At 52.5% G+C, this 19,602-nt stretch carries 22 protein-coding genes and 1 tRNA gene; 9 read left to right on the top strand and 14 right to left on the bottom strand.

Annotated elements, in window-relative coordinates:
- Positions 1-35: 35 nt before the first annotated feature.
- Complete coding sequence (gene mgsA / locus OSH03_RS04475) at positions 36-494, bottom strand: methylglyoxal synthase (RefSeq protein ID WP_041912035.1); 459 nt, start codon at positions 492-494, stop codon at positions 36-38.
- A gap of 80 nt (positions 495-574) precedes the next feature.
- Positions 575-1,237, bottom strand: coding sequence for a curli synthesis inhibitor (gene csgI, locus OSH03_RS04470; RefSeq protein WP_266178377.1), 663 nt, complete (start codon positions 1,235-1,237; stop codon positions 575-577).
- 173 nt (positions 1,238-1,410) lie between these two features.
- Here csgI and OSH03_RS04465 point away from each other — a divergent pair, with 173 nt between their 5' ends.
- The gene (locus OSH03_RS04465) at positions 1,411-1,824 is read left to right on the top strand and encodes a CoA-binding protein (RefSeq protein WP_061098666.1); all 414 of its coding nucleotides are present in this window, start codon (positions 1,411-1,413) and stop codon (positions 1,822-1,824) included.
- 36 nt (positions 1,825-1,860) lie between these two features.
- On the opposite strand, the gene hspQ is transcribed toward OSH03_RS04465, so the two are convergent.
- Together hspQ and rlmI are read right to left on the bottom strand one after the other, a co-directional pair.
- Positions 1,861-2,178, bottom strand: coding sequence for a heat shock protein HspQ (hspQ, locus tag OSH03_RS04460; protein WP_008499919.1), 318 nt, complete (start codon positions 2,176-2,178; stop codon positions 1,861-1,863).
- 60 nt (positions 2,179-2,238) lie between these two features.
- On the bottom strand, positions 2,239-3,429 hold the full coding sequence (gene rlmI / locus OSH03_RS04455) for a 23S rRNA (cytosine(1962)-C(5))-methyltransferase RlmI (protein ID WP_266178376.1): 1,191 nt from the start codon (positions 3,427-3,429) through the stop codon (positions 2,239-2,241).
- A 174-nt stretch (positions 3,430-3,603) separates the two neighbouring features.
- Between rlmI and OSH03_RS04450 the strand changes: the two genes are divergently transcribed.
- Genes OSH03_RS04450 through yccX form a run of 3 tightly spaced genes read left to right on the top strand, consistent with a single transcriptional unit; the run spans position 3,604 to position 5,253 of the window.
- Complete coding sequence (locus tag OSH03_RS04450) at positions 3,604-4,161, top strand: kinase inhibitor (protein ID WP_266178375.1); 558 nt, start codon at positions 3,604-3,606, stop codon at positions 4,159-4,161.
- A gap of 10 nt (positions 4,162-4,171) precedes the next feature.
- On the top strand, positions 4,172-4,960 hold the full coding sequence (locus OSH03_RS04445) for a helix-turn-helix domain-containing protein (RefSeq protein ID WP_266178374.1): 789 nt from the start codon (positions 4,172-4,174) through the stop codon (positions 4,958-4,960).
- Positions 4,961-4,971: 11 nt separating this feature from the next.
- Positions 4,972-5,253 carry an acylphosphatase gene (gene yccX / locus OSH03_RS04440; protein ID WP_028012610.1) on the top strand — a complete coding sequence of 94 codons (282 nt, stop codon included), beginning with the start codon at positions 4,972-4,974 and terminating at the stop codon, positions 5,251-5,253.
- Here the strand turns inward: yccX and tusE are convergent.
- The 6 genes from tusE to OSH03_RS04410 all read right to left on the bottom strand — a co-directional run bounded on the left by tusE (position 5,250) and on the right by OSH03_RS04410 (position 11,485).
- Positions 5,250-5,579: a sulfurtransferase TusE gene (gene tusE / locus OSH03_RS04435; RefSeq protein WP_028012611.1), complete on the bottom strand. Its 330-nt coding sequence runs from the start codon at positions 5,577-5,579 to the stop codon at positions 5,250-5,252. The two genes, yccX and tusE, sit on opposite strands and share 4 nt — an antisense overlap.
- A gap of 69 nt (positions 5,580-5,648) precedes the next feature.
- Positions 5,649-6,200: a LuxR C-terminal-related transcriptional regulator gene (locus OSH03_RS04430; protein ID WP_061098661.1), complete on the bottom strand. Its 552-nt coding sequence runs from the start codon at positions 6,198-6,200 to the stop codon at positions 5,649-5,651.
- A gap of 10 nt (positions 6,201-6,210) precedes the next feature.
- On the bottom strand, positions 6,211-7,368 hold the full coding sequence (locus tag OSH03_RS04425) for a CfaE/CblD family pilus tip adhesin (protein ID WP_266178373.1): 1,158 nt from the start codon (positions 7,366-7,368) through the stop codon (positions 6,211-6,213).
- Position 7,369: 1 nt separating this feature from the next.
- Positions 7,370-10,087 carry a TcfC E-set like domain-containing protein gene (locus OSH03_RS04420; protein ID WP_266178372.1) on the bottom strand — a complete coding sequence of 906 codons (2,718 nt, stop codon included), beginning with the start codon at positions 10,085-10,087 and terminating at the stop codon, positions 7,370-7,372.
- A gap of 72 nt (positions 10,088-10,159) precedes the next feature.
- The gene (locus OSH03_RS04415; protein ID WP_028012615.1) at positions 10,160-10,666 is read right to left on the bottom strand and encodes a CS1 type fimbrial major subunit; all 507 of its coding nucleotides are present in this window, start codon (positions 10,664-10,666) and stop codon (positions 10,160-10,162) included.
- 75 nt (positions 10,667-10,741) lie between these two features.
- Positions 10,742-11,485 (bottom strand): hypothetical protein, encoded by a 744-nt coding sequence (locus OSH03_RS04410; protein WP_478213770.1) that lies wholly within the window; start codon positions 11,483-11,485, stop codon positions 10,742-10,744.
- Positions 11,486-11,792: 307 nt separating this feature from the next.
- Between OSH03_RS04410 and OSH03_RS04405 the strand changes: the two genes are divergently transcribed.
- Both OSH03_RS04405 and OSH03_RS04400 read left to right on the top strand, forming a co-directional pair.
- Positions 11,793-12,554 carry a winged helix-turn-helix domain-containing protein gene (locus tag OSH03_RS04405; RefSeq protein ID WP_420909749.1) on the top strand — a complete coding sequence of 254 codons (762 nt, stop codon included), beginning with the start codon at positions 11,793-11,795 and terminating at the stop codon, positions 12,552-12,554.
- The gene (locus OSH03_RS04400; RefSeq protein ID WP_061098656.1) at positions 12,551-13,027 is read left to right on the top strand and encodes a hypothetical protein; all 477 of its coding nucleotides are present in this window, start codon (positions 12,551-12,553) and stop codon (positions 13,025-13,027) included. Before OSH03_RS04405 ends, OSH03_RS04400 begins: the two co-directional genes overlap by 4 nt.
- Positions 13,028-13,083: 56 nt before the next feature.
- Here the strand turns inward: OSH03_RS04400 and yccA are convergent, their stop codons facing one another.
- Positions 13,084-13,743 carry an FtsH protease modulator YccA gene (gene yccA, locus OSH03_RS04395; RefSeq protein WP_013097244.1) on the bottom strand — a complete coding sequence of 220 codons (660 nt, stop codon included), beginning with the start codon at positions 13,741-13,743 and terminating at the stop codon, positions 13,084-13,086.
- Between the two features lie 269 nt (positions 13,744-14,012).
- Here yccA and OSH03_RS04390 point away from each other — a divergent pair, with 269 nt between their 5' ends.
- Both OSH03_RS04390 and OSH03_RS04385 read left to right on the top strand, forming a co-directional pair.
- Positions 14,013-15,641 (top strand): ABC transporter substrate-binding protein, encoded by a 1,629-nt coding sequence (locus tag OSH03_RS04390; protein WP_028012619.1) that lies wholly within the window; start codon positions 14,013-14,015, stop codon positions 15,639-15,641.
- A gap of 144 nt (positions 15,642-15,785) precedes the next feature.
- Positions 15,786-15,873 (top strand) — tRNA-Ser (locus tag OSH03_RS04385).
- A 104-nt stretch (positions 15,874-15,977) separates the two neighbouring features.
- Here the strand turns inward: OSH03_RS04385 and OSH03_RS04380 are convergent.
- From OSH03_RS04380 to OSH03_RS04370, 3 genes are all read right to left on the bottom strand, one after another.
- Positions 15,978-16,508: a LuxR C-terminal-related transcriptional regulator gene (locus OSH03_RS04380; RefSeq protein WP_266178370.1), complete on the bottom strand. Its 531-nt coding sequence runs from the start codon at positions 16,506-16,508 to the stop codon at positions 15,978-15,980.
- 120 nt (positions 16,509-16,628) lie between these two features.
- On the bottom strand, positions 16,629-17,510 hold the full coding sequence (locus tag OSH03_RS04375) for a LysR family transcriptional regulator (protein WP_266178369.1): 882 nt from the start codon (positions 17,508-17,510) through the stop codon (positions 16,629-16,631).
- A 12-nt stretch (positions 17,511-17,522) separates the two neighbouring features.
- Positions 17,523-18,461, bottom strand: coding sequence for a LysR family transcriptional regulator (locus OSH03_RS04370; RefSeq protein ID WP_266178368.1), 939 nt, complete (start codon positions 18,459-18,461; stop codon positions 17,523-17,525).
- Positions 18,462-19,048: 587 nt separating this feature from the next.
- Between OSH03_RS04370 and OSH03_RS04365 the strand changes: the two genes are divergently transcribed.
- On the top strand, positions 19,049-19,573 hold the full coding sequence (locus tag OSH03_RS04365) for a fimbrial protein (RefSeq protein ID WP_266178367.1): 525 nt from the start codon (positions 19,049-19,051) through the stop codon (positions 19,571-19,573).
- The last annotated feature ends 29 nt before the right edge of the window (positions 19,574-19,602 follow it).

Genomic DNA, 19,602 nt, shown 5'->3' with positions numbered 1-19,602 from the left:
GCCGGGTAAGGCGTAGCCGCCACCCGGCAAAAAAGCTACTTCAGTCTCTCGGAAAGATAGCGCTGATAGTCCGGAATAAGGATCTCAACCGGCGAGTTAAACTGCGGGGATTCAATGATGAAATCCGCCGTCGACAGGTTCGTCGCTACCGGAATATTCCACACCGTTGCAAGACGCAGCAGCGCTTTGACATCCGGATCGTGCGGAACCGCATTCAGCGGATCCCAGAAGAAAATCAACACATCAATTTTCCCTTCGGAAATCTGCGCCCCGACCTGCTGATCGCCGCCCATCGGGCCGCTCAGCATCGCATTCACCTCCAGACCCGTTTCGCGCTGGATCAGGTTACCGGTGGTGCCGGTGGCCGACAGGGCGTGCTTTTCCAGCAGCGGCTGATGGCGGCGAACCCAGTTAAGCAGCATTTGTTTACAGTGATCGTGCGCCACCAGCGCAATGTGTTTGCGTTCAGGCAGCGTGCGTGTTGTCAGTTCCATAATCATATCCATCAGGTTAACTGACTACACGATGACGGGAACCGTCTGACGCTGCAAGAGAAAGGCGTAAAAAATGTGGCTTATGATGAAGGTTGTTGCTTTGCCCACTGTAAAAACCGGGCCCGCGTGTCGGGATCGGCCTGCTGGAACCAGAATTTAAGGCGCTGTTCCGTCAGGCTCTGGGACTGCGGCGGAATGACGTCCAGTTCCGAGACGCCGGATAGCAGCGTACTGTCGTCCGCCATCATGGTGGCAAACTGCGGAAGGGAGGCGCGTTTGCCGGCTTTGTTATAGACCTGCGTCGCGGCCTCGTAGTCCGGGCTTTTCGGGGCGCTGGTCAACGCCAGAATATCCAGCTTCACCGGGATCGGCATTGCATTCCCGTCCAGCAGTTCAACGCGCGGCTCGGCGTCAAAGGCCGCAGCCTCCTTCTCCGTTTCAAGGCGAGGCAGGGTAATGTTCACCTGACTGACTTGCCGGGTATTAAAGCTGACAATCAGCGGCGGAGAGATGTACATCCGCTGCTCATGGTTAGACAGGCCGATTGATTTTTCGACCCGGAACACCAGCTGATGCGGCCCGTTATCTAACTCAATGCTTTCAGCCCCGCGCAATAACGAGCTGGAAACTTTTTTCCCGTCCAAAACCAGAAGATCAATGTCGCCAGAGAGCCGAAGCGTGGTGGCAAAAACGCAAACCGGCATCACTAACGCAATCAGAGCAGTGGCAATACCGGTTTTCATAGAAGGCTCCCGTCAGACATATTTTCGCCGCATTAATGTATCTAAATCTTTCGGTAATCACGTTTACTAACATATAGACATATTTTGCCGTTTTGCCCTCATACATCTGTATGGGATGGATGGTTGAGATGTGCGCTTTGGCGTACACTTTTAAAAAAGCCAGGAGAAAAACCATGAAAGAGAACGATATTGCCGAGATTCTGACATCCACGCGTACCATTGCGCTGGTGGGCGCGAGCGATAAACCCGACCGTCCAAGCTATCGGGTGATGAAATACCTTCTCGATCAGGGCTATCACGTCATCCCGGTGTCGCCAAAAGTGGCGGGAAAAACGCTGCTGGGTCAGCAGGGTTATGCCACGCTCGCAGAGGTGCCGGAAAAAATTGATATGGTGGATGTCTTTCGTAATTCCGAGGCCGCATGGGGCGTGGCGCAGGACGCGATTGCCGTAGGGGCGAAAACCTTGTGGATGCAGCTGGGCGTGATTAACGAGCAGGCCGCCGTGCTGGCGCGGGATGCGGGATTGAAAGTGGTCATGGATCGCTGTCCTGCGATCGATATTCCCCGGCTGGGTCTGGCGAAGTAATAAAAAAAAGCCCGTCATCGGGCTTTTTTTACACGCTTAGTTCCGCAGGCGCGGAGCCTGTAACTGTTTGCGGATAGTCTGAGCAAGTTCATCCATCGTGGGTTGTTCCGGATGCTCTTCCTGCAGCTCGCTACTCAGCTGCGCTTCGGCAAGATAGGTATGAACGGGTTGTCCGTCATCACCTTCCATCACCACATGATACCAGGGCGCAGCGCGAAGCTCTGCGTTCACCGCCAGCTCGTCCGCTGACGGTTCATCAAGGGAATACTCCGGGTCGATATCCACGACCACACCCAAATACCCTAGCAAAGTGTGGCGGACCTGCTGGCCGATACCGAATTTGCTGGCAATCATAGTCACCTCCCGGGAAACACTACTTACACATTAAGTGTGGGCAATATTTCTCTTTTCAAGTTACATGACGCGACAGGCAAACCCTTTCAGATACAGTCCTTCCGGGTAGGTAGCAATCACGGGGTGATCGGCTGCCTGACGGAACTGCTCTATAAATTGTACATCACGCCCGGCATCTATTGCGGCATCGGCGATGATTTTTTGGAATAAATCGGTGGTCATCAGCCCGGAGCAGGAGAAGGTGAGCAGCACTCCGCCCGGGTTCAGCAGCTGGATGGCCAGCATGTTGATATCCTTATACCCACGGCAGGCGCCCATCAGCTGGCTTTTGTTCTCCACAAACTTTGGCGGATCCATCACGATGACGTCGAACTTCTCGCCCCCATCGCGATATTTACGCAGCAGCTTGAAGACGTCATCGCGAACAAATTCAGCTTTGCTCAGGTCAAGCTTGTTCAGCTCGACGTTTTGCTTCGCCACGTCCAGCGCTTCCTGCGACGTATCCACGCTCACCACCTGAGCACAGCCGCCCATCAGCGCCGAAACGGCGAAGCCGCCGGTATAGGAGAAACAGTTCAGGACGCGTTTGTCGGCAACGTACTGGCGGGTCGCCAGACGGCTGTCGCGCTGATCGAGGTAATAACCCGTTTTGTGCCCGCCCTGGATATCCACCAGCAGCTTCATGCCGTGCTCTTCAATCGGCAGAAGGGCAGGCGGCAGCTCGCCGGTAACCGGACCCTGGGCCAGCTCCATACCCTCTTTTTTGCGCACCGCCACGTCGCTGCGGTCGTAAATAGCGCATTCCGGGAACAGGGCTTGCAGCGCGCTAATCAGCGCGGCACGCTGGTATTCCGCTCCGGCGCTCAGAAGCTGCAGCACCAGAAAATTACCGAAGCGATCGATGGTGACGCCCGGCAGGCCGTCGGATTCACCGGCAATCAGGCGGTAGCTGTCCAGCCCGTCGCGCTTTGCCAGCCATTCGCGCCACTGCTGCGCCTGCTGCAGGCGGCGGACGAAGAAGTCGATGTCGATGGTTTCATCTTTATCAAAGGTCCAGACGCGCGCGCGGATCTGGGACGCTGGCGAGTAGGCGCCTCGCGCTAACCATTTCCCCTGGTGGTCAACAATATCAATGGTTTCACCGAGGCTGGCTTTGCCTTCCATACGGGCAACCGCGCCGGAAAAGACCCAGGGATGACGGCGCAGTAATGATTTCTCGCGCCCTTTGGCTAACACTAAACGTACACTCATAATTTGCTGTTCTGTCGATTTCAGGGAAATGGCGCGTAGAGTAGCACATTCAGCCTGGCGCAATCATCTGCGGATGTCGTTGAGCGTTTCGGCACAAAATCAAATCGCTTAGGCACATTACGGCATTGCAGCAGGCATTACAGTGGGGCTTCCGGTACAGCAAAGGAAGCACCCATGAAAAAGCGCAGTGTGATAGCAATAGCCGCTTTGGCGGCAATCAGTTTTCAGGTTTCAGCGGCAACGCCTTTCAGCATCACCAGTGAGGATATTTCCGGCGAGCGCCATTTAGCGCAGCCGCAAATATTCGAGGGATTCGGCTGCCACGGCGGTAACCAGTCTCCGCAGCTGGCGTGGAAAAATCCGCCAGCCGGTACGAAAAGTTTTGCCGTCACGGTATATGACCCGGATGCGCCCACCGGCAGCGGCTGGTGGCACTGGACCGTAGTCAATATTCCCGCGGAGGTAACGACGCTGCACGCTGATGCCGGAAACCCAAACGGCGAAAAATTACCTGCCGGCGCGGTGCAGGGGCGTAATGATTTCGGTTATTCTGGCTTCGGCGGCGCATGTCCACCTGCGGGAGACAAACCCCACCGCTATCAGATGACCGTCTGGGCGCTGGACGTGGATAAACTGCCTCTCGATAAAAATGCCAGCGGCGCGCTGGTCGGCTTTATGCTCAATAGTCACGTTCTGGCAAAGGCGCAGTTAACCGCAACCTACAGCAGATAAGGATAAACCGGTGCAGGAGTTCCATTTTCGATATAAACACCTCACGGCGGGTGAAGTGAACGCCCGCAAAATGCATCGTCTGCACCAGGTTAAGCTCTTTTTCCCGGCCATTTGCCATATCACGCATGGCAGTAAGGTAATTGTTCAGGACGATAACCGCCTGGTGGCCACCCGGGATGAGCTCATCATTATCCCGGCCAATACGACGATGGAGATTATCAATCAGCCCGCGAACGGTTTTTTTCATTCTGATTTACTGATGTTGTCCCCGGAGATCCTCGCCGAGTTTAAAGCGCATTACCTGAAGTCCTGGCCGCGAACGACATCACATTCCCTCTGTGCCCCGCTGAGCGAGGGGCTGGCGTTTATGTGGGATAACCTGCTGCACGCCGTGCGTCAGGATTTACCGGAAGCGCTGCAAAAACATCAGGCCTTCGGCCTTCTGCTGGCATTGCTGAATGATGGCTTGGCGGGTCCGCTGCTTATTGAGCGAAACAGTAACCTGACCGAGCAGGTGCGGCAGTTCATTATGCTGTCGCCCGCCAGAGCCTGGACCGCGCAGGACGTCGCCAGCCGTCTGGCCTTAAGCGTACCGACGCTGCGCAGACGCTTACGCGAAGAGTCGCAGAGTTTTCGCCAGATCGTGGAGGAGGTGAGGATGGCCGTGGCGCTGTCTCAGCTTCAGTCGACCCGACTACCGATTGGTGAAATCGCATTACAATGTGGGTATCTTTCCAGCTCTCGTTTCACCGCCCGTTTCCGGCAGCACTATGGCTGTTTACCGAAAACGCTACGTTAAGGAGAAGAAAAATGTCAAAAGTCTGCACCATTGCCTGGGTCCACGGCGTCGTTCAGGGCGTCGGGTTCCGCTACAGCACCCAGCGCGAAGCGATGACGCTTGGGCTAACGGGATACGCACGCAATATGGACGACGGCAGCGTTGAGGTCGTCGCCTGCGGCGACGCGGAGCAGGTTGAAAAACTGATGGCGTGGCTGAAAGCAGGTGGGCCGCGCAGCGCCCGGGTTGATAAGGTCTTAACGGAACCGCATCAACCCGGCAGGGAATATGTGAACTTCGGTATTCGCTATTAAATACACTTCACAGGTTTAGGCAGGCCGGCAATTTTGGTGGCCTGTTTGGCCGGGCCCTTCGGGAACAGGCGATACAGATAGCGGCTGTTGCCTTTTTCTTCGCCGAATTTGTTGGCCATGGCTTTAACCAGCATGCGGATCGCCGGAGATGTGTTGAATTCGAGATAGAATTCGCGCACGAAACGCACCACTTCCCAGTGTTCGGGGGAGAGGGCGATGCCTTCGTTTTCGGCGATTTTCTCCGCCAGCGGCTCGCTCCATAGCGTCGTGTCTTTCAGATAGCCTTCGCTATCGGTCTCAATTTCCTGGCCTGCAAAAATGAACATAGTGCTCTGTCGATAAAGTAAAAACCGCCCCTAGTCTAGCAAATAAGGGGCGGCGTGAGAAACCTCGACCTACAGAAGAAGCTGGAGCAGATTGTTGGCATTAAGCTTTTTTAGCGCGTTGCATTTATACGTCGAGACCTGTTTTTCACTCATCTGCGTCATATGCGCGACGTGCCTTACCGATTGTCCGTTCACCAGCCTGTCGAGAACGTTGAACTCCATGCCCGTCAGGCAACAGTTCAGGGTGCGCACCCGGCGGGGCTCTCTGGCAAGCAGATATGCCGCATCTGCAACGGCAATCCGGTCGTCAATGATATATAAGGTCAGCGCGGCAAACCGCTTTCGCAGATGGGTAGCCAGCGCCCAGCCTTTTTCATTGCACACCAGATACACCGTTCCTTCCCAGCGCCTGGCCTCCAGCTGCAGCAGAATGTCGACCAGCGCCAGATGCGCCCCCGCGACGGAAAAGCGGCAGCGAACAACGAGGGTGTTACAGGCCAGCAGCGAACGGCACCACTTTACCGTACCGCTCTCAACCTGCGTCTGAGCGTTACGGCGCAGAAGGGCGTAGCGCAACCCTTCGGCATAAAAACGATTGTTATCGAGGATGGCGTAACTCACGATGGCCTCTCTATAAGGTACTGGGCGTATAGATAACGCGCAGCGTGCCGGTGTAATCCCCGGCATTTTTACTGCTGGCAGCAAACGCGGGCGTTTTCAGAACGATGGGGGCGGGGACACACAGTACGCTCTCCCGTCCACCCGGCAGCACAACCTGACGCAGATATTGCGGGTCATTAGTGCCCTGCCAGACCAGCGTTTTGCCATTCGCCGCGGTTTCTGCTGCGCCCGTTACCGGGTTGATCACCGTCACCTGATAATCGAGCCGATCCCGCGCTTCGGTCTGGCTTCCACCGCGTCGTCTGACGGAAAACGCCCCCTCAGTACGGCCCGTTGCCGCTAAACCGTCATCCTCAAAGCGCAGATAGACGCGCGTGCTGGCGCTGTTTTTGCCGTCATACAGGCACATATCCAGCGCGCTCTCGCCCTGGATTTCGCTGCCGCCGGGCCGCCCCGGAAAATTGGTCAGGTTGAGGTTAACCATCGGGGTTGAGTGGGGGAACGCCGGCAGATAAATCTGATGGTTACCCGGATCGACCACCTCAATACGTATCGTCGCCTGCCAGCGGGCAATGGTGAGGTAGCCTGGGCACCCAACGTTGACGTCGTTAAAGTTGCCCCCGCAGTCGGCGCTTCCCCATTCGCGCAGGTCCTGCTTCAGCGTTGCGGTCCAGATGCCCGGCTGGGCGAGCTTGTCCAGTTCGCCTTTAACGATGTAAAAATCAAAATAGGGCTCCCGGTTCCAGGCCGAGAGATCGCCGGTACCGCCGGTCACAAAGCTGGCAAAAGTGAAAACTTTGTTGTTGATAAACATATGTTTTTCACCATAGACCTTCACATCTACTGTTTTATTTGTCGACGTGTGGGTAAAACGCAGCGTAATGGCGTAGGGGGCGGCCGGGTTCGCGGAAAACCAGACCGGTGCTGTCATACACGCCCCGTACGTCGGGTCGGTGCGGGACTGGCAGGTCAGGGTGTTGCGTCCCCACTTTTGTGGGTCAACGGTGTCGTAACCGCTCGGTTCATGGACCCAGATATCAAAGCGCGCAGGCGGCACCGCGCGATCGTAGCTAATCCCTACGCTGGAATTTCTTCCGGCAGGGACGCCCGCCAGCGTCTGGCAGCTCCACAAGGTCAAAAAAAGCAAAATAAAGAGGTAGTTGTTCACATCATTTCCCTTTGGTGAGGTGCTCTGCATTCATGGCCGTTGGCCCCGTCGGCACGTTACGTCCGGCGAGCATCAGCTGCGCCTGGTGCTGGACCGAATCCGGCAGGGCGGAGAAGGTGAGTTCCCGACACGGGATCGACCCGACGTAACGCACCACGTCGCGCATGCTTTTTACGCTCAGCTCACACTGATAAAACTGCTGCTGGCGCACCAGATAAAGGTTGCGGAGCAGGGCGTCGCTCTGGGCGCTGAAACCGCCATTGCCGAGATCGTTCCAGCCGTTCACGTTCAGCGGCACGCCGCCCACGAACGGCGAATGGTGTTCGTCAGTAAGCTGGCCGAGCCAGGTGTAGCGGGTGGTGGTTTGCACGTCCCGGCGAAGCATTTTGCCAGGCACCATAAAGAGCGTCCGGCTGCCGGAACCCTGCGTGATTTCACTGCTGGCGCCTGATGAGACGTTCAGCGACTCATTAACCGTCAGCGTTGTTGGCTGATAACCCGGCACCGCAAAAAGGGCGCGGCTGTTGGCCGGGATATCCGCGCTGCCGCCGTTATCCAGCGAGACGGCGACGCGTGAATCCCGGGAGTCCTCCGGCGTAGCCACGTTTACCGCAACGGCAGAAGCCGGGCGTCCGTCGCTCCAGCGGCCAAGCCACAGCCCGGCGCGCGACAGGGCGAGGGTGGAGCTGTAGTTGCCGCTGCTGCTTAACGTATGGCGCCGATCCTGGCGATCCCACGCGTCGCTCACCGTCAGGCTGGCGTTACCAAAACGTCCGCCCTGGCGCGTATACGCCGAGGCGTTGAGCGAATCGCTGTTGATCCCCGACGCGCTCAGGCCGTATTCATTCTCGCCGCGCGCGTCGGCATACCAGTTATGCGCCACGTTGTAGCTCAGCTGGTTTTTTTGATTCTGCTGGTGCTGCCAGGTTGCCCCAAGCGAGGTATAGCCTGAAGCATCGCCCTGGCGGTTATGCGCCATCGAGAGGCTAACGCTCAGATAGCCGCCTTTGTCTTTCCCGTCGCGAGAGTGGTCGTTGCGCATAAACAGGTTAATGCTGCTGTTGATGTTCAGACCGCGCGCGCTAATGGTATTACTCAGCCCGGCCTGCCAGGCCTGCGTGCGGGAGCGGGTCACATACACCGGCTCCCACGGCAGGCCGGCGTCGTGACGATCGTCATGGTCCGGCAGTTCCCGGCGCGTAACGTAGCGCCCTTCGTTGCGGTTATCCGAATACCCCAGGCTGGCGTACCACGAGCCGACAGGCACGGAGAACATGACTGAGAGGCTACGATAACAGCCGTTGACGGCGTCAAAACCTGCGCTGCGGGTATCACAATTTTCTGCGGATAACGCGTTGCGATAGAAGCTCAGCGAAAACCCGTCGTTATAGCTGATTTGCTGAATATTGCCGCGTTGGCCCTTGCTGCCGTAGAGGTAGCTAAAGCGTGTGCTTAACACCCCGTCGATCGGGCCCGCGTTAAAGCCGCGGCTCCAGTCGAGGGCATTTTCCAGAAAATGCTGCCTTTTCATGACGGTTGCGCCGCTGGTCAGCGCCAGCGTCGGGGTAACGGGCAGGCGTATACCCGCCTGCGCGACCGGGCTGCGTTCGTCATTTTGATCGTTATTGGCCGTTTCTCCTGCCTGCATAAACCACTCGACGCGGTCGAATGGCGTAATGCTCGTACGGGTAAACGGAACCTGCTCGGTACGCGTCAGTCGGTTGTTTTCATAAACAGACAGGGTCACGGTATAGCTTCCATCCGGAAACGCGCGGGTATCCAGGGTTTGTGCCCCGGCATTGAGGTAAAAGCTGGCCAGCAGCTCCTTGCCGCGTCGCGCGTCGATACGCGCATCGTGCGAAAGCAGCACCGTAATGGGCGTGCCCTTCGATTGCTGAACCGGGTTGATCCAGGCTCGCGTAGAGCCCGCGCGCAGGCCACGAATTTTGCCCAGCGGCAGCTGGCTGAGGTTAATATTCCCCCCGGCGTTGCTGAACAGGTCGCGGGTATCCATCTCGCCCATCTGTAGATAATATTCACGCCATAAATCCTGGCGGAACCAGGCATTGTTAACGGTCATTTCCTGCTGCTGCTGGTGACGCGAGCGTTGTCCCAGCCAGGTCCAGTCGAGGTTAAGATAGCCGTCCTGGGTCAGCGCCAGCGCCCCGTTGCCCTGAACGGTGGCGGACTGATAATCCCTGTCGGCAACAAAATTGATATTTTGCTGATGAATCAACGCATTTTCGGTCTCCTGCGTAGGCTGATACCACTGGTTTTCCACCGAGGGCTTTGGCAAAAAGCGCTTATCAAAAAACAGGTTTATGCGGGCATTGTTTTCGTCATAGATGATGGCCGCACGGCGGGTTTCGAGATAATCACACCCCGTCGCGGAGCCGTTGCTGCTGCAGGCCAGGTTGCCGTTACGGGCAAGCGGAACGGCCAGCGCGGCGGAAACGGAGCCGATAAGGGCAGGATCGTCGTTAAACTGACGTTTGATGGCCGCGACCACGGTTTCAGGCGCGACAAAACTGACCGTTTCAAGGTTGATATCGGTTTCGAAAAGGCCAAGCGACTCGCCGTATAAGCTCACTTCTGTCCACATGCGCTGCGTTTTTGCCAGATCCTCGAATCCGGCCGGGACGGCCATCTCGGCGCAGGCGAGGTGGACAGATGCAGGTAATAAAGCAACAAAAAGGAGAGTATTTCTGTGAAACGCCATGAACGAGCCTCGACATCATCCTGACGTCAGAGGGCGGGCGCCCTCTGACGTTATTCCTTAGGTGCTGTGGTGTTACGCACCGCCTTCCGTGGTGGTTGCCTGAGTCAGCATCAGGCTCACAACGCCGCTGTACTGGCCGGTTTTCAGAATGCCTTTGGTGGTCTGGGAAATGGTCAGAGGCAGAACCGCAGAACCGTTTTCAATGCTGCCCGGGAACAGTTCGGTTCCGGTAAATTCGGCATCGGTGGTGGAGAGGGTTTTATCACCCAGAAGAACCGTCATCGGTACAATCTGATCCCCATCCGTGTTGGTGAGCTTAGCTGCGCTAACGAGGCGTACTTTGACGTTGCTGGTAGCGGAGTTGGACCATACCTTGGTGTTCAGGCGGTAGCTTTCCAGGCCACGACCCGGCAGATACTGCATGTCGATGCTCGCTGGCAGCGGCGTGTTATCGGCCTGGGTCATGTCCAGCTGTGAATCAACGCTGGCGTTGACGGTAATATCTTTCTGGATCGCCAGCGCGCTGGCAGATGTGGTCATCGCGGCAACGATCATCAGAGGTTTAATAAATTTACGCATTGATATCTCCATATTTTACAAATGAGCACCCTGGCTCTTTAAACAAACCACAAGGGTTTTTACAGTGACGTCGTGTTATTGCACGACGGGTAAGTCAGCTTCTTCAGCGGTTTTTTTCACCCAGTTGAAGTAGCGGAATTTGTATTTCTTGCCGTTTACCTGATTAAGCGTTTTTAATTTCCGCTCGGTATCCGGGTAAATCGTGGCGTCTTCTTTAATCCATTTACAGACGTCGTCTGACTGACAAATACCGATCTCCCTGAGCGGCACGCGCAGGGTGCCGGCGTTGGTGACGGTCCCCCGTGCGGGATCGATATGCAGCGAAACGCGCTCCGTTGCGGGGGCCAGATGTACCAGCGCCCCCCAGATAACATTGACCCCCAGCTTTGCCGTCGCTGCCGTGCTTTCGGGCTGGCCGGGAATAATGCTGTCCGGCTGTTTCACCCCTTCAAAATAGACTCGCCAGGTGGTCTCTTTTTCCGGCGGCGTCAGTGAAACAAGGCGCACCACGCGCATTGCGCCTGCCGCCAGGGCAAATTTATCGGGCGTCACCACGACGCCGCCTTCTTTCCATGAAGCAACGTCAATCTCTTTTTCCTGGGCCGTTCCGGGGTTAAGAATTTTCTTTTGCCTCACCCGGATGAACTGAATATCATCCGTTTTCGATGCCACTTTTATTTGCGCTGCACCGGCGCTCTCCACGTTAAGTTCCATTGGATAGACGCTCATATTGGCCATTGTCATTTCTGAGAAAAATGACAGCGACAGCGCGGCGACATAAAACGCGGTTGTCATATTCACTTTTTGTTTCTGTTTCACATTCAGCCTGCCTGCTCTGAGTTCTTGTACGGTTTTTAACACCAGGACACCGTCTGCTTTCGTATCGCTTCAGGGCAGGGAAACTTTAACCAGAACAGCAGGTTGTGAAAATTTGTATTAGTTAACCGCTAATATACAGTGATTTATCCTGCTTTGATGGGCTTAAAGTTGTATAGTTAAAAGAAAATGCCGCTACCCAGGATGGGGAGAAAATTCCTGTTGATGAAAAAACAACCTGCTCAGGAAGCGATTTTCTTGCCGATGTCACAGGGATAAAAAAGCCTGCGGTAATAGCTGAGAGTGAAATATGTTTTTTATATGCAATAATTCGTTGTTATTTGATCCTGAAGCACATGCAATTAGCCTTGTTGGTCAACCGGAGTCTGTATTAACGCTCTCGGCGCCAGCCGTTCGCCTTTTACAGGAGTTTATTCGTCATAAAGGGCACGATCTGAGTCGGGAAGAATTAATTACGCGCGTTTGGGAGGAGTATGGCTTTACGCCGTCTGGAAATAACCTCAACAAAGCGGTCAGTGAATTACGCAAAGGCTTCCAGTCCCTCGGTGAACATCATAATTTTATTGTGACGATACCCCGGTATGGATTCCGTTTTGTTGCCGACGTTATTTGCCAGCCTGCGCAAACCGTTCACCCTGCAGAACCGCAGCCGCACTCTGCTGTGGCGCCGTCAGAGGCAAAACGTCAGCGTATATCCCTGAAATGGGGCGCCGCGGCGGCGGTATTGTTAGCATCAGCACTGGGGTTAGGCCTGCTGTTTAACCAGCAGCAGAAGATTGCTATACCGATGACGCCAAAGCCCGTCGGGCAGAAAATAGCGGGCTGCAGCATCTGGCTTATTAACGATCATGGCCGGCCGCTGGTGCTCTCGAAACTGGCGGTGCTGCTGGAGGCGAATAACGTGGCGTGCGCGCGCGAAGCGTACAATATCTACTATTTCAGCGCCCGCTTTAACCTTGCAGCCGCGGATGAAGTGTTCATTGGCGCATGCCCGGTCAATAAAACCAGCCTGTGCAAAACCATTCGCTATAAAAGCGGGGCAGAAAAATGAAAATGAGACTTCTGTTCGCCGCGGGCGGTGCGCTTGCCGGCGGCGCGCTGGCGCTGTTTATCTATTCGGGCGGCCTGTATAAACGCGATGCGCTGGCCTGCAGTACGGAATTTAATTTTACGCGCAATGAGGGAAAAGCGAATGAGGTCCGGGTCAATACCGTTGCCCAGTTCTATTTTCATCGGGACGGTACCGGATTAACAACGTACAAAGGTGCTGCTATGGCGGAAGGCCGGGGCATGATCGTTGACAGGGATGTGGATTTTACCTGGTCGCGACGGGATGATGATAACGTTATCGTGTTGAGCTACGCCAAAACCTGGCGTCGGCATAATGACAATACCCCGGACGAAAAGTGGGGAAGCTTTGCGAGGCCGACAGCCCGCTATTACCTCACGATCTCCGAGCTCGAACCCGCCGTGTGGTTGATACAGGACCGGCTCTATCCCACCTATATTTGCCGCGGTGACTAGGGCATAAAAAAAGGAGAATGCCTGAGGCATTCTCCTTTTTATTTCAGCAGGCCTGCTTAATCGCGGCTGGCGAAGCCCAGGATGCTGAGCAGGCTGACGAAGATATTGTACAGCGACACATACAGGCTCACGGTCGCGCGGATGTAGTTGGTCTCACCGCCGTGAATGATGTTGCTGGTTTCATACAGGATCGCGCCGGATGACAGCAGGATAAACACCGCGCTAATCGCCAGGTGCAGGGCAGGCAGCTGCAGGAAGATGTTTGCCACCATACCAATCAGCACCACCACGATACCCGCCATCAGCATACCGCCGAGGAAGGACATATCCTTGCGCGTGGTCAGCACGTAGGCCGAGCAGCAGAAGAACACCAGCGCGGTACCGCCCAGCGCCATGCCAATCACGTCGCCCATGCCGGCAGACAGGTACGCGTTCAGGATCGGCCCCAGGATATACCCCAGGAAGCCGGTGAAGGCGAACGCGGAAAGAATACCGACCGGTTTATCAGCGGTTTTGTAGGTCAGGAACATCAGACCGTACATCCCCACCAGCGTCAGGATCAGGCCCGGAGACGGCAGCATCAGCACGGTGCTGGCGGTAGCGGTGATCGCCGAAAACGCCAGCGTCAGGCTGAGCATAAAATAGGTATTGCGCAGCACCTTGTGGGTGCTGAGTAGCGATGTGCGGTCGCGTGAGGAAGTAATTATACGATCCATGAGTCACTCTCTTATGACAGATGTAATTAACGGAAAGAATAGGAAACGGCGCGCCAGTCTCAAAGTGGTTTTACCCATCTTTACTCAGCACGTTAGCGCTGAAGGTGGTTGTTTCTTCTGCAAAAGCATGTGTAACCAGTATGAACGGCGGTTTAAAAGTATTTACCAGATCAACCTCTTATAGGTTACTGAAAAATATTGCGTTATTTCCCTTCGGGCGCTAAGAGTTATCTCCGGATCGTCATAAAACAGACAATAAGGCGAAGGAAATGAAACCACAAACACGCACGCGCTTTACGCTCTCTTTACTCACCGCCGGGATCCTGTGCGCCAGCACGGCGACCTGGGCGGCTAACGTGCCGGCAGGAACAGCGCTGGCCGAAAAACAGGAACTGGTCAGAAACAACGGCAGCGAACCGGCCTCGCTCGACCCGCATAAAGTCGAAAGCGATGTCGAATTCAATATTATCAGCGATTTATTCGAAGGGCTGGTGAGCGTCTCCCCGTCTGGGGAAATTCAACCCCGGCTGGCGGAAAAATGGGAGAACAAGGACAACACCGTCTGGACGTTCCACTTACGTCCGGGCATCACCTGGAGCGACGGGACGGCCATTACCGCAGAGGATGTGGTCTGGAGCTGGCAGCGCCTGGTCGATCCAAAAACCGTTTCACCGTACGCCAGCTATCCCGGCAACATGCACATCGTCAACGCGGCCGATATCGCCCAGGGGAAAAAATCCCCCGACACGCTGGGCGTAAAAGCAATTAACGACACCACGCTGGAAGTGACGCTCACCCAGCCCAACGCGGCGTTTCTGGCGATGCTGGCGCATCCGTCGCTGGTGCCGGTGGATAAAGTGCTGATTGGCCGTTTCGGTGAAAAGTGGACCAAACCGGAGCATTTCGTTAGCAGCGGGGCGTATAAGCTGTCCCAGTGGGTGGTCAACGAACGCATTGTGGCGGAGCGTAACCCGCGCTACTGGGATAACGCGCATACCGTTATTAACAAAGTCACCTATCTTCCCATCACCTCCGAGGCCTCGGATGTGAACCGCTATAAAGCGGGCGAAATTGACATTGTGTATACGGTACCCATTAACCAGTTTGCTCAGCTGAAGAAAACGTTGGGCAGCCAGCTGGACGTCTCCCCGCAGCTGGCGACCTATTACTACGAATTCAACACCACCCGTCCGCCGTTCAACGACGCGCGCGTGCGCAAGGCGCTGAACATGGCGCTGGATAAAGACATCATCGCTGAGAAGGTGATGGGGCAGGGGCAGCGCCCAGCGTGGCTGATTAGCCAGCCGGATATTGGCGGGGTCAAGCTGCAGAACCCGGATTACGCCAGCTGGCCGCTGGACAAACGCATCGCTGAGGCGAAAAAACTGCTCAACGAGGCCGGGTATAACGAAAGCCATCCTCTGAGCTTCAACCTGCTCTATAACACCTCTGAATCGCACCAGCGCATCGCGATTGCGGCCAGCTCGATGTGGAAGAAAAACCTCGGCGTAGACGCGAAGCTGCAAAATCAGGAGTGGAAAACCATGCTGGACACCATGCACACCCACAACTTTGACGCGGTGCGCTACGCCTGGATTGCCGACTACGACGACGCGGCGACCTTCCTGAACAACTTCCGTACCGGCGACAGCGAAAACACCAGCCAGTACAGCAACCCGGACTACGATCAAGCCTTGATCAACGCCGCAAAGGCCAAAACGCCGGCAGAGCGGGGTAAGTTCTACCAGCAGGCGGAAGATCTGCTTGGGCGTGATGTGCCTGCCATTCCGGTTTATCACTACGTCCGTACGCACCTGGTGAAACCGTGGGTGGGTGGCTTTACGCCGGATAAGCTGGGGTACTATTTCACAAAAGATATGTACATCAAAAAGCACTAAGCGAGAGGGCTGGATTTTATGCTGATAAAATCGCCGATGTGTTGTCAGTTCAACCGATTAAGCACATTTTGGCTAATTTTAAAGCGAACGAATGCAGCCACTCTTTACAGCACGCGGTGAGGTGTTTATAGTTCGCCTCACTCAGGAAGTGTGGCCGAGCGGTTGAAGGCACCGGTCTTGAAAACCGGCGACCCGAAAGGGTTCCAGAGTTCGAATCTCTGCGCTTCCGCCAAATTAGAGCCCCTGCGATAGTTCTATCGCAGGGGCTTTTTTTATGTCCATATCTCAACATCGATCCCAGAGATAAGTCGGTAGGCACGTTTTCCTGTCTCACAATCACTCTGATTCTGAAGCTATCATGATTGTGTTTAATGCCCGGCACATCAACAGGTGATTTGATGAACGTAAGTTCAATTTATTTTTCACTCTGATGCGATACGCACTGGTGGTTTTTTCTGAAATGTTCATTAGACTGGCGATACGATGATTGCTTAAATGAGCGAGTTTAAAAAAATCATATTCTCTGTTCGTTAAATACGTTTGTTTGACTTTTTCTCTGTTATTGGCCAGGTTGCTTATATACTTGATCGAAGATCGTAATGACGAGTAAATACCACTGTCGATCTTGACCGCTGTGTCTTTTTTTATTTCATCTAGCATAACAATATGTGGTGTGCTCAAATCTCGTAGTAGACTTGTCGTTCTGACTCGTAACACTTCATTTTCAATAGCAACGATAACGGAGTTTGGGTTGTTCAAATAACATAACTTTTTGATCTCTAAAATATTGCTCACATTGCTTACAAAGAATACAGTAGAGGGGATTCCTTTGCACAAAAAATAATTATCGCTCACAAATGATATCATAGATCAACCCCTTTTTTATCTTCCATGGCGAAATGATACTAAAGTGATAATTATAATTGGAAGTGTTTAATGTTTAGATTATTTAAATTTTAAATTTAAATATCGAAAATAGTGTGAGCACTATGTTTCAGACCTGCTATCTATGGGGTGTTGAAGCATCAATGTATCCGAAATACGATCAAGGGCCAGCATGGCGATATTTTTCTCCATCGCCTGATGATAATGGATAAAACAGTCGAATGACATGTTAAAGCGTTCTGGCAATTGACATCCCTGAAGAGGAAAACGCTTTTGCAATGGTGCTAAAAACACCTTTGGTACCACCATAAGGTATTTTGATATAGCGCAATGCCATGCAAGTGACAGGAGATTTGGGCTCGTCCACACCACTTTGCGTTGCATAAAAAGGTCATAATCTATTTGCTCGACCAACCCTCTGATGCTGTCTAAACCGCGTTGCCAGTTGATAAATTCATACTCGTTCCAGTCATCCAATAGTATGCCATCCTTTATCCGAGGGTGATCCCGGTTAGCCAACGTACATATATCCGAGATAACCAGTCGCTTGCAGATAATGGCGCGGTCATCCGGCAATCTGCCTCCAATATCGATATCCACCTCCCGGTGTTTTAGCTTTTTAAGGCGCTCTTCCTCTGTGCTTCCCATCACCGTAAAGTGCATTAAGGAATCTGTTTTAGGGTGCAAATGATCGGCTAACAGCATCTCTATCAAGGAGTAGGTGGCGATAACAAACTCACTCTTTCCGGCATTAATTTCAGCAATTTCAGCGTATTTTTCCTGTAACTTGACTGCATATTCGGTAGGGCGTAATCCCTGACGCGTGCGTAAAAATAATGCCTGTCCAGTTTGCTTTTTCAGTTGGTTAAGAGCATAGCTGATTGAAGACGGTGAAATATTCAGTTCTTTAGCTGCGCTGACAGCACTCTTTTGTTCAATAAGCGTATTGATGATTTTTAATTGCCGCATATTTATCTGGCACATTCAATAAATCCTTTAAGGAGGGGTTACAAAATCGTCTTGATTGCCCTGATTTATATTTTTAAAATGAGAAACGATCTCATTAGCGGTGAGTTTCATCTCTTCATAATCAAAAAGTGTATTGCTAAAATGGAAATAGCAATCGTATTTAAGAGACAGTTCCGGTGGCATAGACAACTTTTTTACTGGAAACGTCGACGTAAAAACATGGGCAAAATAATCAGGGATCATCATAATGCATTTACTGTTGGCACAAAAAGCAACCATGTTAATGATACTGGCGGAAATCATGGCTATTTTTCTCTCCTCCATATGTTTGACAACATTTTGTGAGGATAAAAGATTATCGCAATAGTAATCACTGAAAACTGACCAAACCGCATGTTTTCTCTCCTGCCAGTCGATGAGCGTGATCGTATCTTCTAACCCTGAATGTTGATTCGCCAGGAGAGAAACGGGAGTCGAAAACAGCTTGATCTTATTAACGAGTTTGTCGGCTGGCAGTTTGGAACCAATATCAATATCGATCAGACCATTTTTTATTCTTTCGAGACGATCGTTGCTATTGGAGTCATAGGGAAAAAAGTTGAAGCGTAGATCGCTGTTCCAGACGCGACTCTCTTTAACGATTTTCGCTAACATCATTTCAACAGGTGTGAACGTCATGATATTCAAGGTATTTTTGCCTGTCGCACTTTCGCTAAAAGTGGGGGGAATACTGTTACCCGTAAATTTTTGATACCGTTGACTCAGTTCTTTAGCTGTCGTATCAGGTTTCATACCATTCCGTGTACGAATGAAAAGATGAGCGCCTGTGATGCTGCGCGCTTTTTTCAACGCATAACTGATGGAGCCCGGACTCACTTTTAATTGTTGAGCCGTTTTAGTGACACTTTGCGTCACGACCAGGGTATTGATGATGTTAAGTAGTTTTATATCTATTTCTTTTTTCATGCCACTCTCACGAATATTTAGATGCGCAGCGTTTGAATCTAACCGCCAGATGCTGGAAGATTAAGTGATAATTAGATTGTGATGTTTTTAATAATTCTAACCTCGATTTTTTAGAAAAAACAACAATAAAAATATTTTTTTAAAAATTACGTATGGCTATTTGTAACTTTCCGGGAGTAACGCTATGTATCTCAAGGTTATTTTTTAATTTAAATTCTTTTAAAAATACATTTCAACGTACTGCTAATTTAATTTTGAACTAAGAATGTATGAACACTTCCTTTTTGTATGGTATAGGCAGAGGAAATGCCCTTCGTCTCTCCATGAAATTTATTTAAAATTAAATTACCAGTATTGCTTTTTTCAGTGTTGAATTTAGCTTAACCCTTTAATTTTAAAAGTTTAATTGATATTCGATTGGTTTTTTTAAAAATCCGAGTCGGGTTGTTTGATTTTTTAAAATAGTTATATTTAAAGGGCTGAAGGATGTTGATAAGTAGCGTTGTCAATACTCAGCAGACAAAGGTTATTTATATTTAATAAGTGCGTGGATAATCCGTATCCACCACAAAAACACAGGTAATGATATGAAAAAATACTTGCTCACTATTGCTGCATCTATTGCGGCAGTAACCACTATTAATGCCTATTCTGCGGATGGGACAATTCACTTTACAGGCAGCATTTCAGATGAGGCTTGTACTGTTGATGCGGCCTCTCAGAATATGACCGTCGATTTAGGGAAAATATCTCAGTCCACACTAAATGGTTCTGCAGGTTTGCGTGCTGCACCCACTAGCTTTGTTTTGAGCCTGAGCAATTGTCCTGCAACGCTGACCGCGGCGAACGTCAAATTTGATGGGACAAGCGACAGTACGGATAGCTCACTTCTGGCGCTTGATTCAGAAGCGGGGGTGGCATCCGGTGTCGCTGTTGAATTGTCTGACGCTTCTGGTAATCCGCTTGATCTGAAGACTTCATCAATGGACTACCCCATTACCACAGGGGTCACAAATAATCTGCAATTCACGGCGCGTTATATCTCTACGGGCTCGACTGTTGTGGCAGGTACGGCTAATGCTACCACGGAGTTCACGATGAGTTATAAATAATGCGCAGATATTAAAAAGGAATCACTACA

It is taken from the genome of Enterobacter nematophilus (assembly GCF_026344075.1).
GTDB classification, from domain to species: domain Bacteria; phylum Pseudomonadota; class Gammaproteobacteria; order Enterobacterales; family Enterobacteriaceae; genus Enterobacter; species Enterobacter nematophilus.
This window is presented reverse-complemented; position numbering and strand designations above follow the sequence as displayed.

Coding starts and splice junctions, on each gene's coding strand:
- mgsA (WP_041912035.1), bottom strand. CDS start 494: ATGGAACTGACAACACGCACGCTGCCTGAACGCAAACACATTGCGCTG.
- csgI (WP_266178377.1), bottom strand. CDS start 1,237: ATGAAAACCGGTATTGCCACTGCTCTGATTGCGTTAGTGATGCCGGTT.
- OSH03_RS04465 (WP_061098666.1), top strand. CDS start 1,411: ATGAAAGAGAACGATATTGCCGAGATTCTGACATCCACGCGTACCATT.
- hspQ (WP_008499919.1), bottom strand. CDS start 2,178: ATGATTGCCAGCAAATTCGGTATCGGCCAGCAGGTCCGCCACACTTTG.
- rlmI (WP_266178376.1), bottom strand. CDS start 3,429: ATGAGTGTACGTTTAGTGTTAGCCAAAGGGCGCGAGAAATCATTACTG.
- OSH03_RS04450 (WP_266178375.1), top strand. CDS start 3,604: ATGAAAAAGCGCAGTGTGATAGCAATAGCCGCTTTGGCGGCAATCAGT.
- yccX (WP_028012610.1), top strand. CDS start 4,972: ATGTCAAAAGTCTGCACCATTGCCTGGGTCCACGGCGTCGTTCAGGGC.
- tusE (WP_028012611.1), bottom strand. CDS start 5,579: ATGTTCATTTTTGCAGGCCAGGAAATTGAGACCGATAGCGAAGGCTAT.
- OSH03_RS04420 (WP_266178372.1), bottom strand. CDS start 10,087: ATGGCGTTTCACAGAAATACTCTCCTTTTTGTTGCTTTATTACCTGCA.
- OSH03_RS04415 (WP_028012615.1), bottom strand. CDS start 10,666: ATGCGTAAATTTATTAAACCTCTGATGATCGTTGCCGCGATGACCACA.
- OSH03_RS04405 (WP_420909749.1), top strand. CDS start 11,793: ATGTTTTTTATATGCAATAATTCGTTGTTATTTGATCCTGAAGCACAT.
- OSH03_RS04400 (WP_061098656.1), top strand. CDS start 12,551: ATGAAAATGAGACTTCTGTTCGCCGCGGGCGGTGCGCTTGCCGGCGGC.
- yccA (WP_013097244.1), bottom strand. CDS start 13,743: ATGGATCGTATAATTACTTCCTCACGCGACCGCACATCGCTACTCAGC.
- OSH03_RS04390 (WP_028012619.1), top strand. CDS start 14,013: ATGAAACCACAAACACGCACGCGCTTTACGCTCTCTTTACTCACCGCC.
- OSH03_RS04380 (WP_266178370.1), bottom strand. CDS start 16,508: ATGATATCATTTGTGAGCGATAATTATTTTTTGTGCAAAGGAATCCCC.
- OSH03_RS04375 (WP_266178369.1), bottom strand. CDS start 17,510: ATGTGCCAGATAAATATGCGGCAATTAAAAATCATCAATACGCTTATT.
- OSH03_RS04370 (WP_266178368.1), bottom strand. CDS start 18,461: ATGAAAAAAGAAATAGATATAAAACTACTTAACATCATCAATACCCTG.
- OSH03_RS04365 (WP_266178367.1), top strand. CDS start 19,049: ATGAAAAAATACTTGCTCACTATTGCTGCATCTATTGCGGCAGTAACC.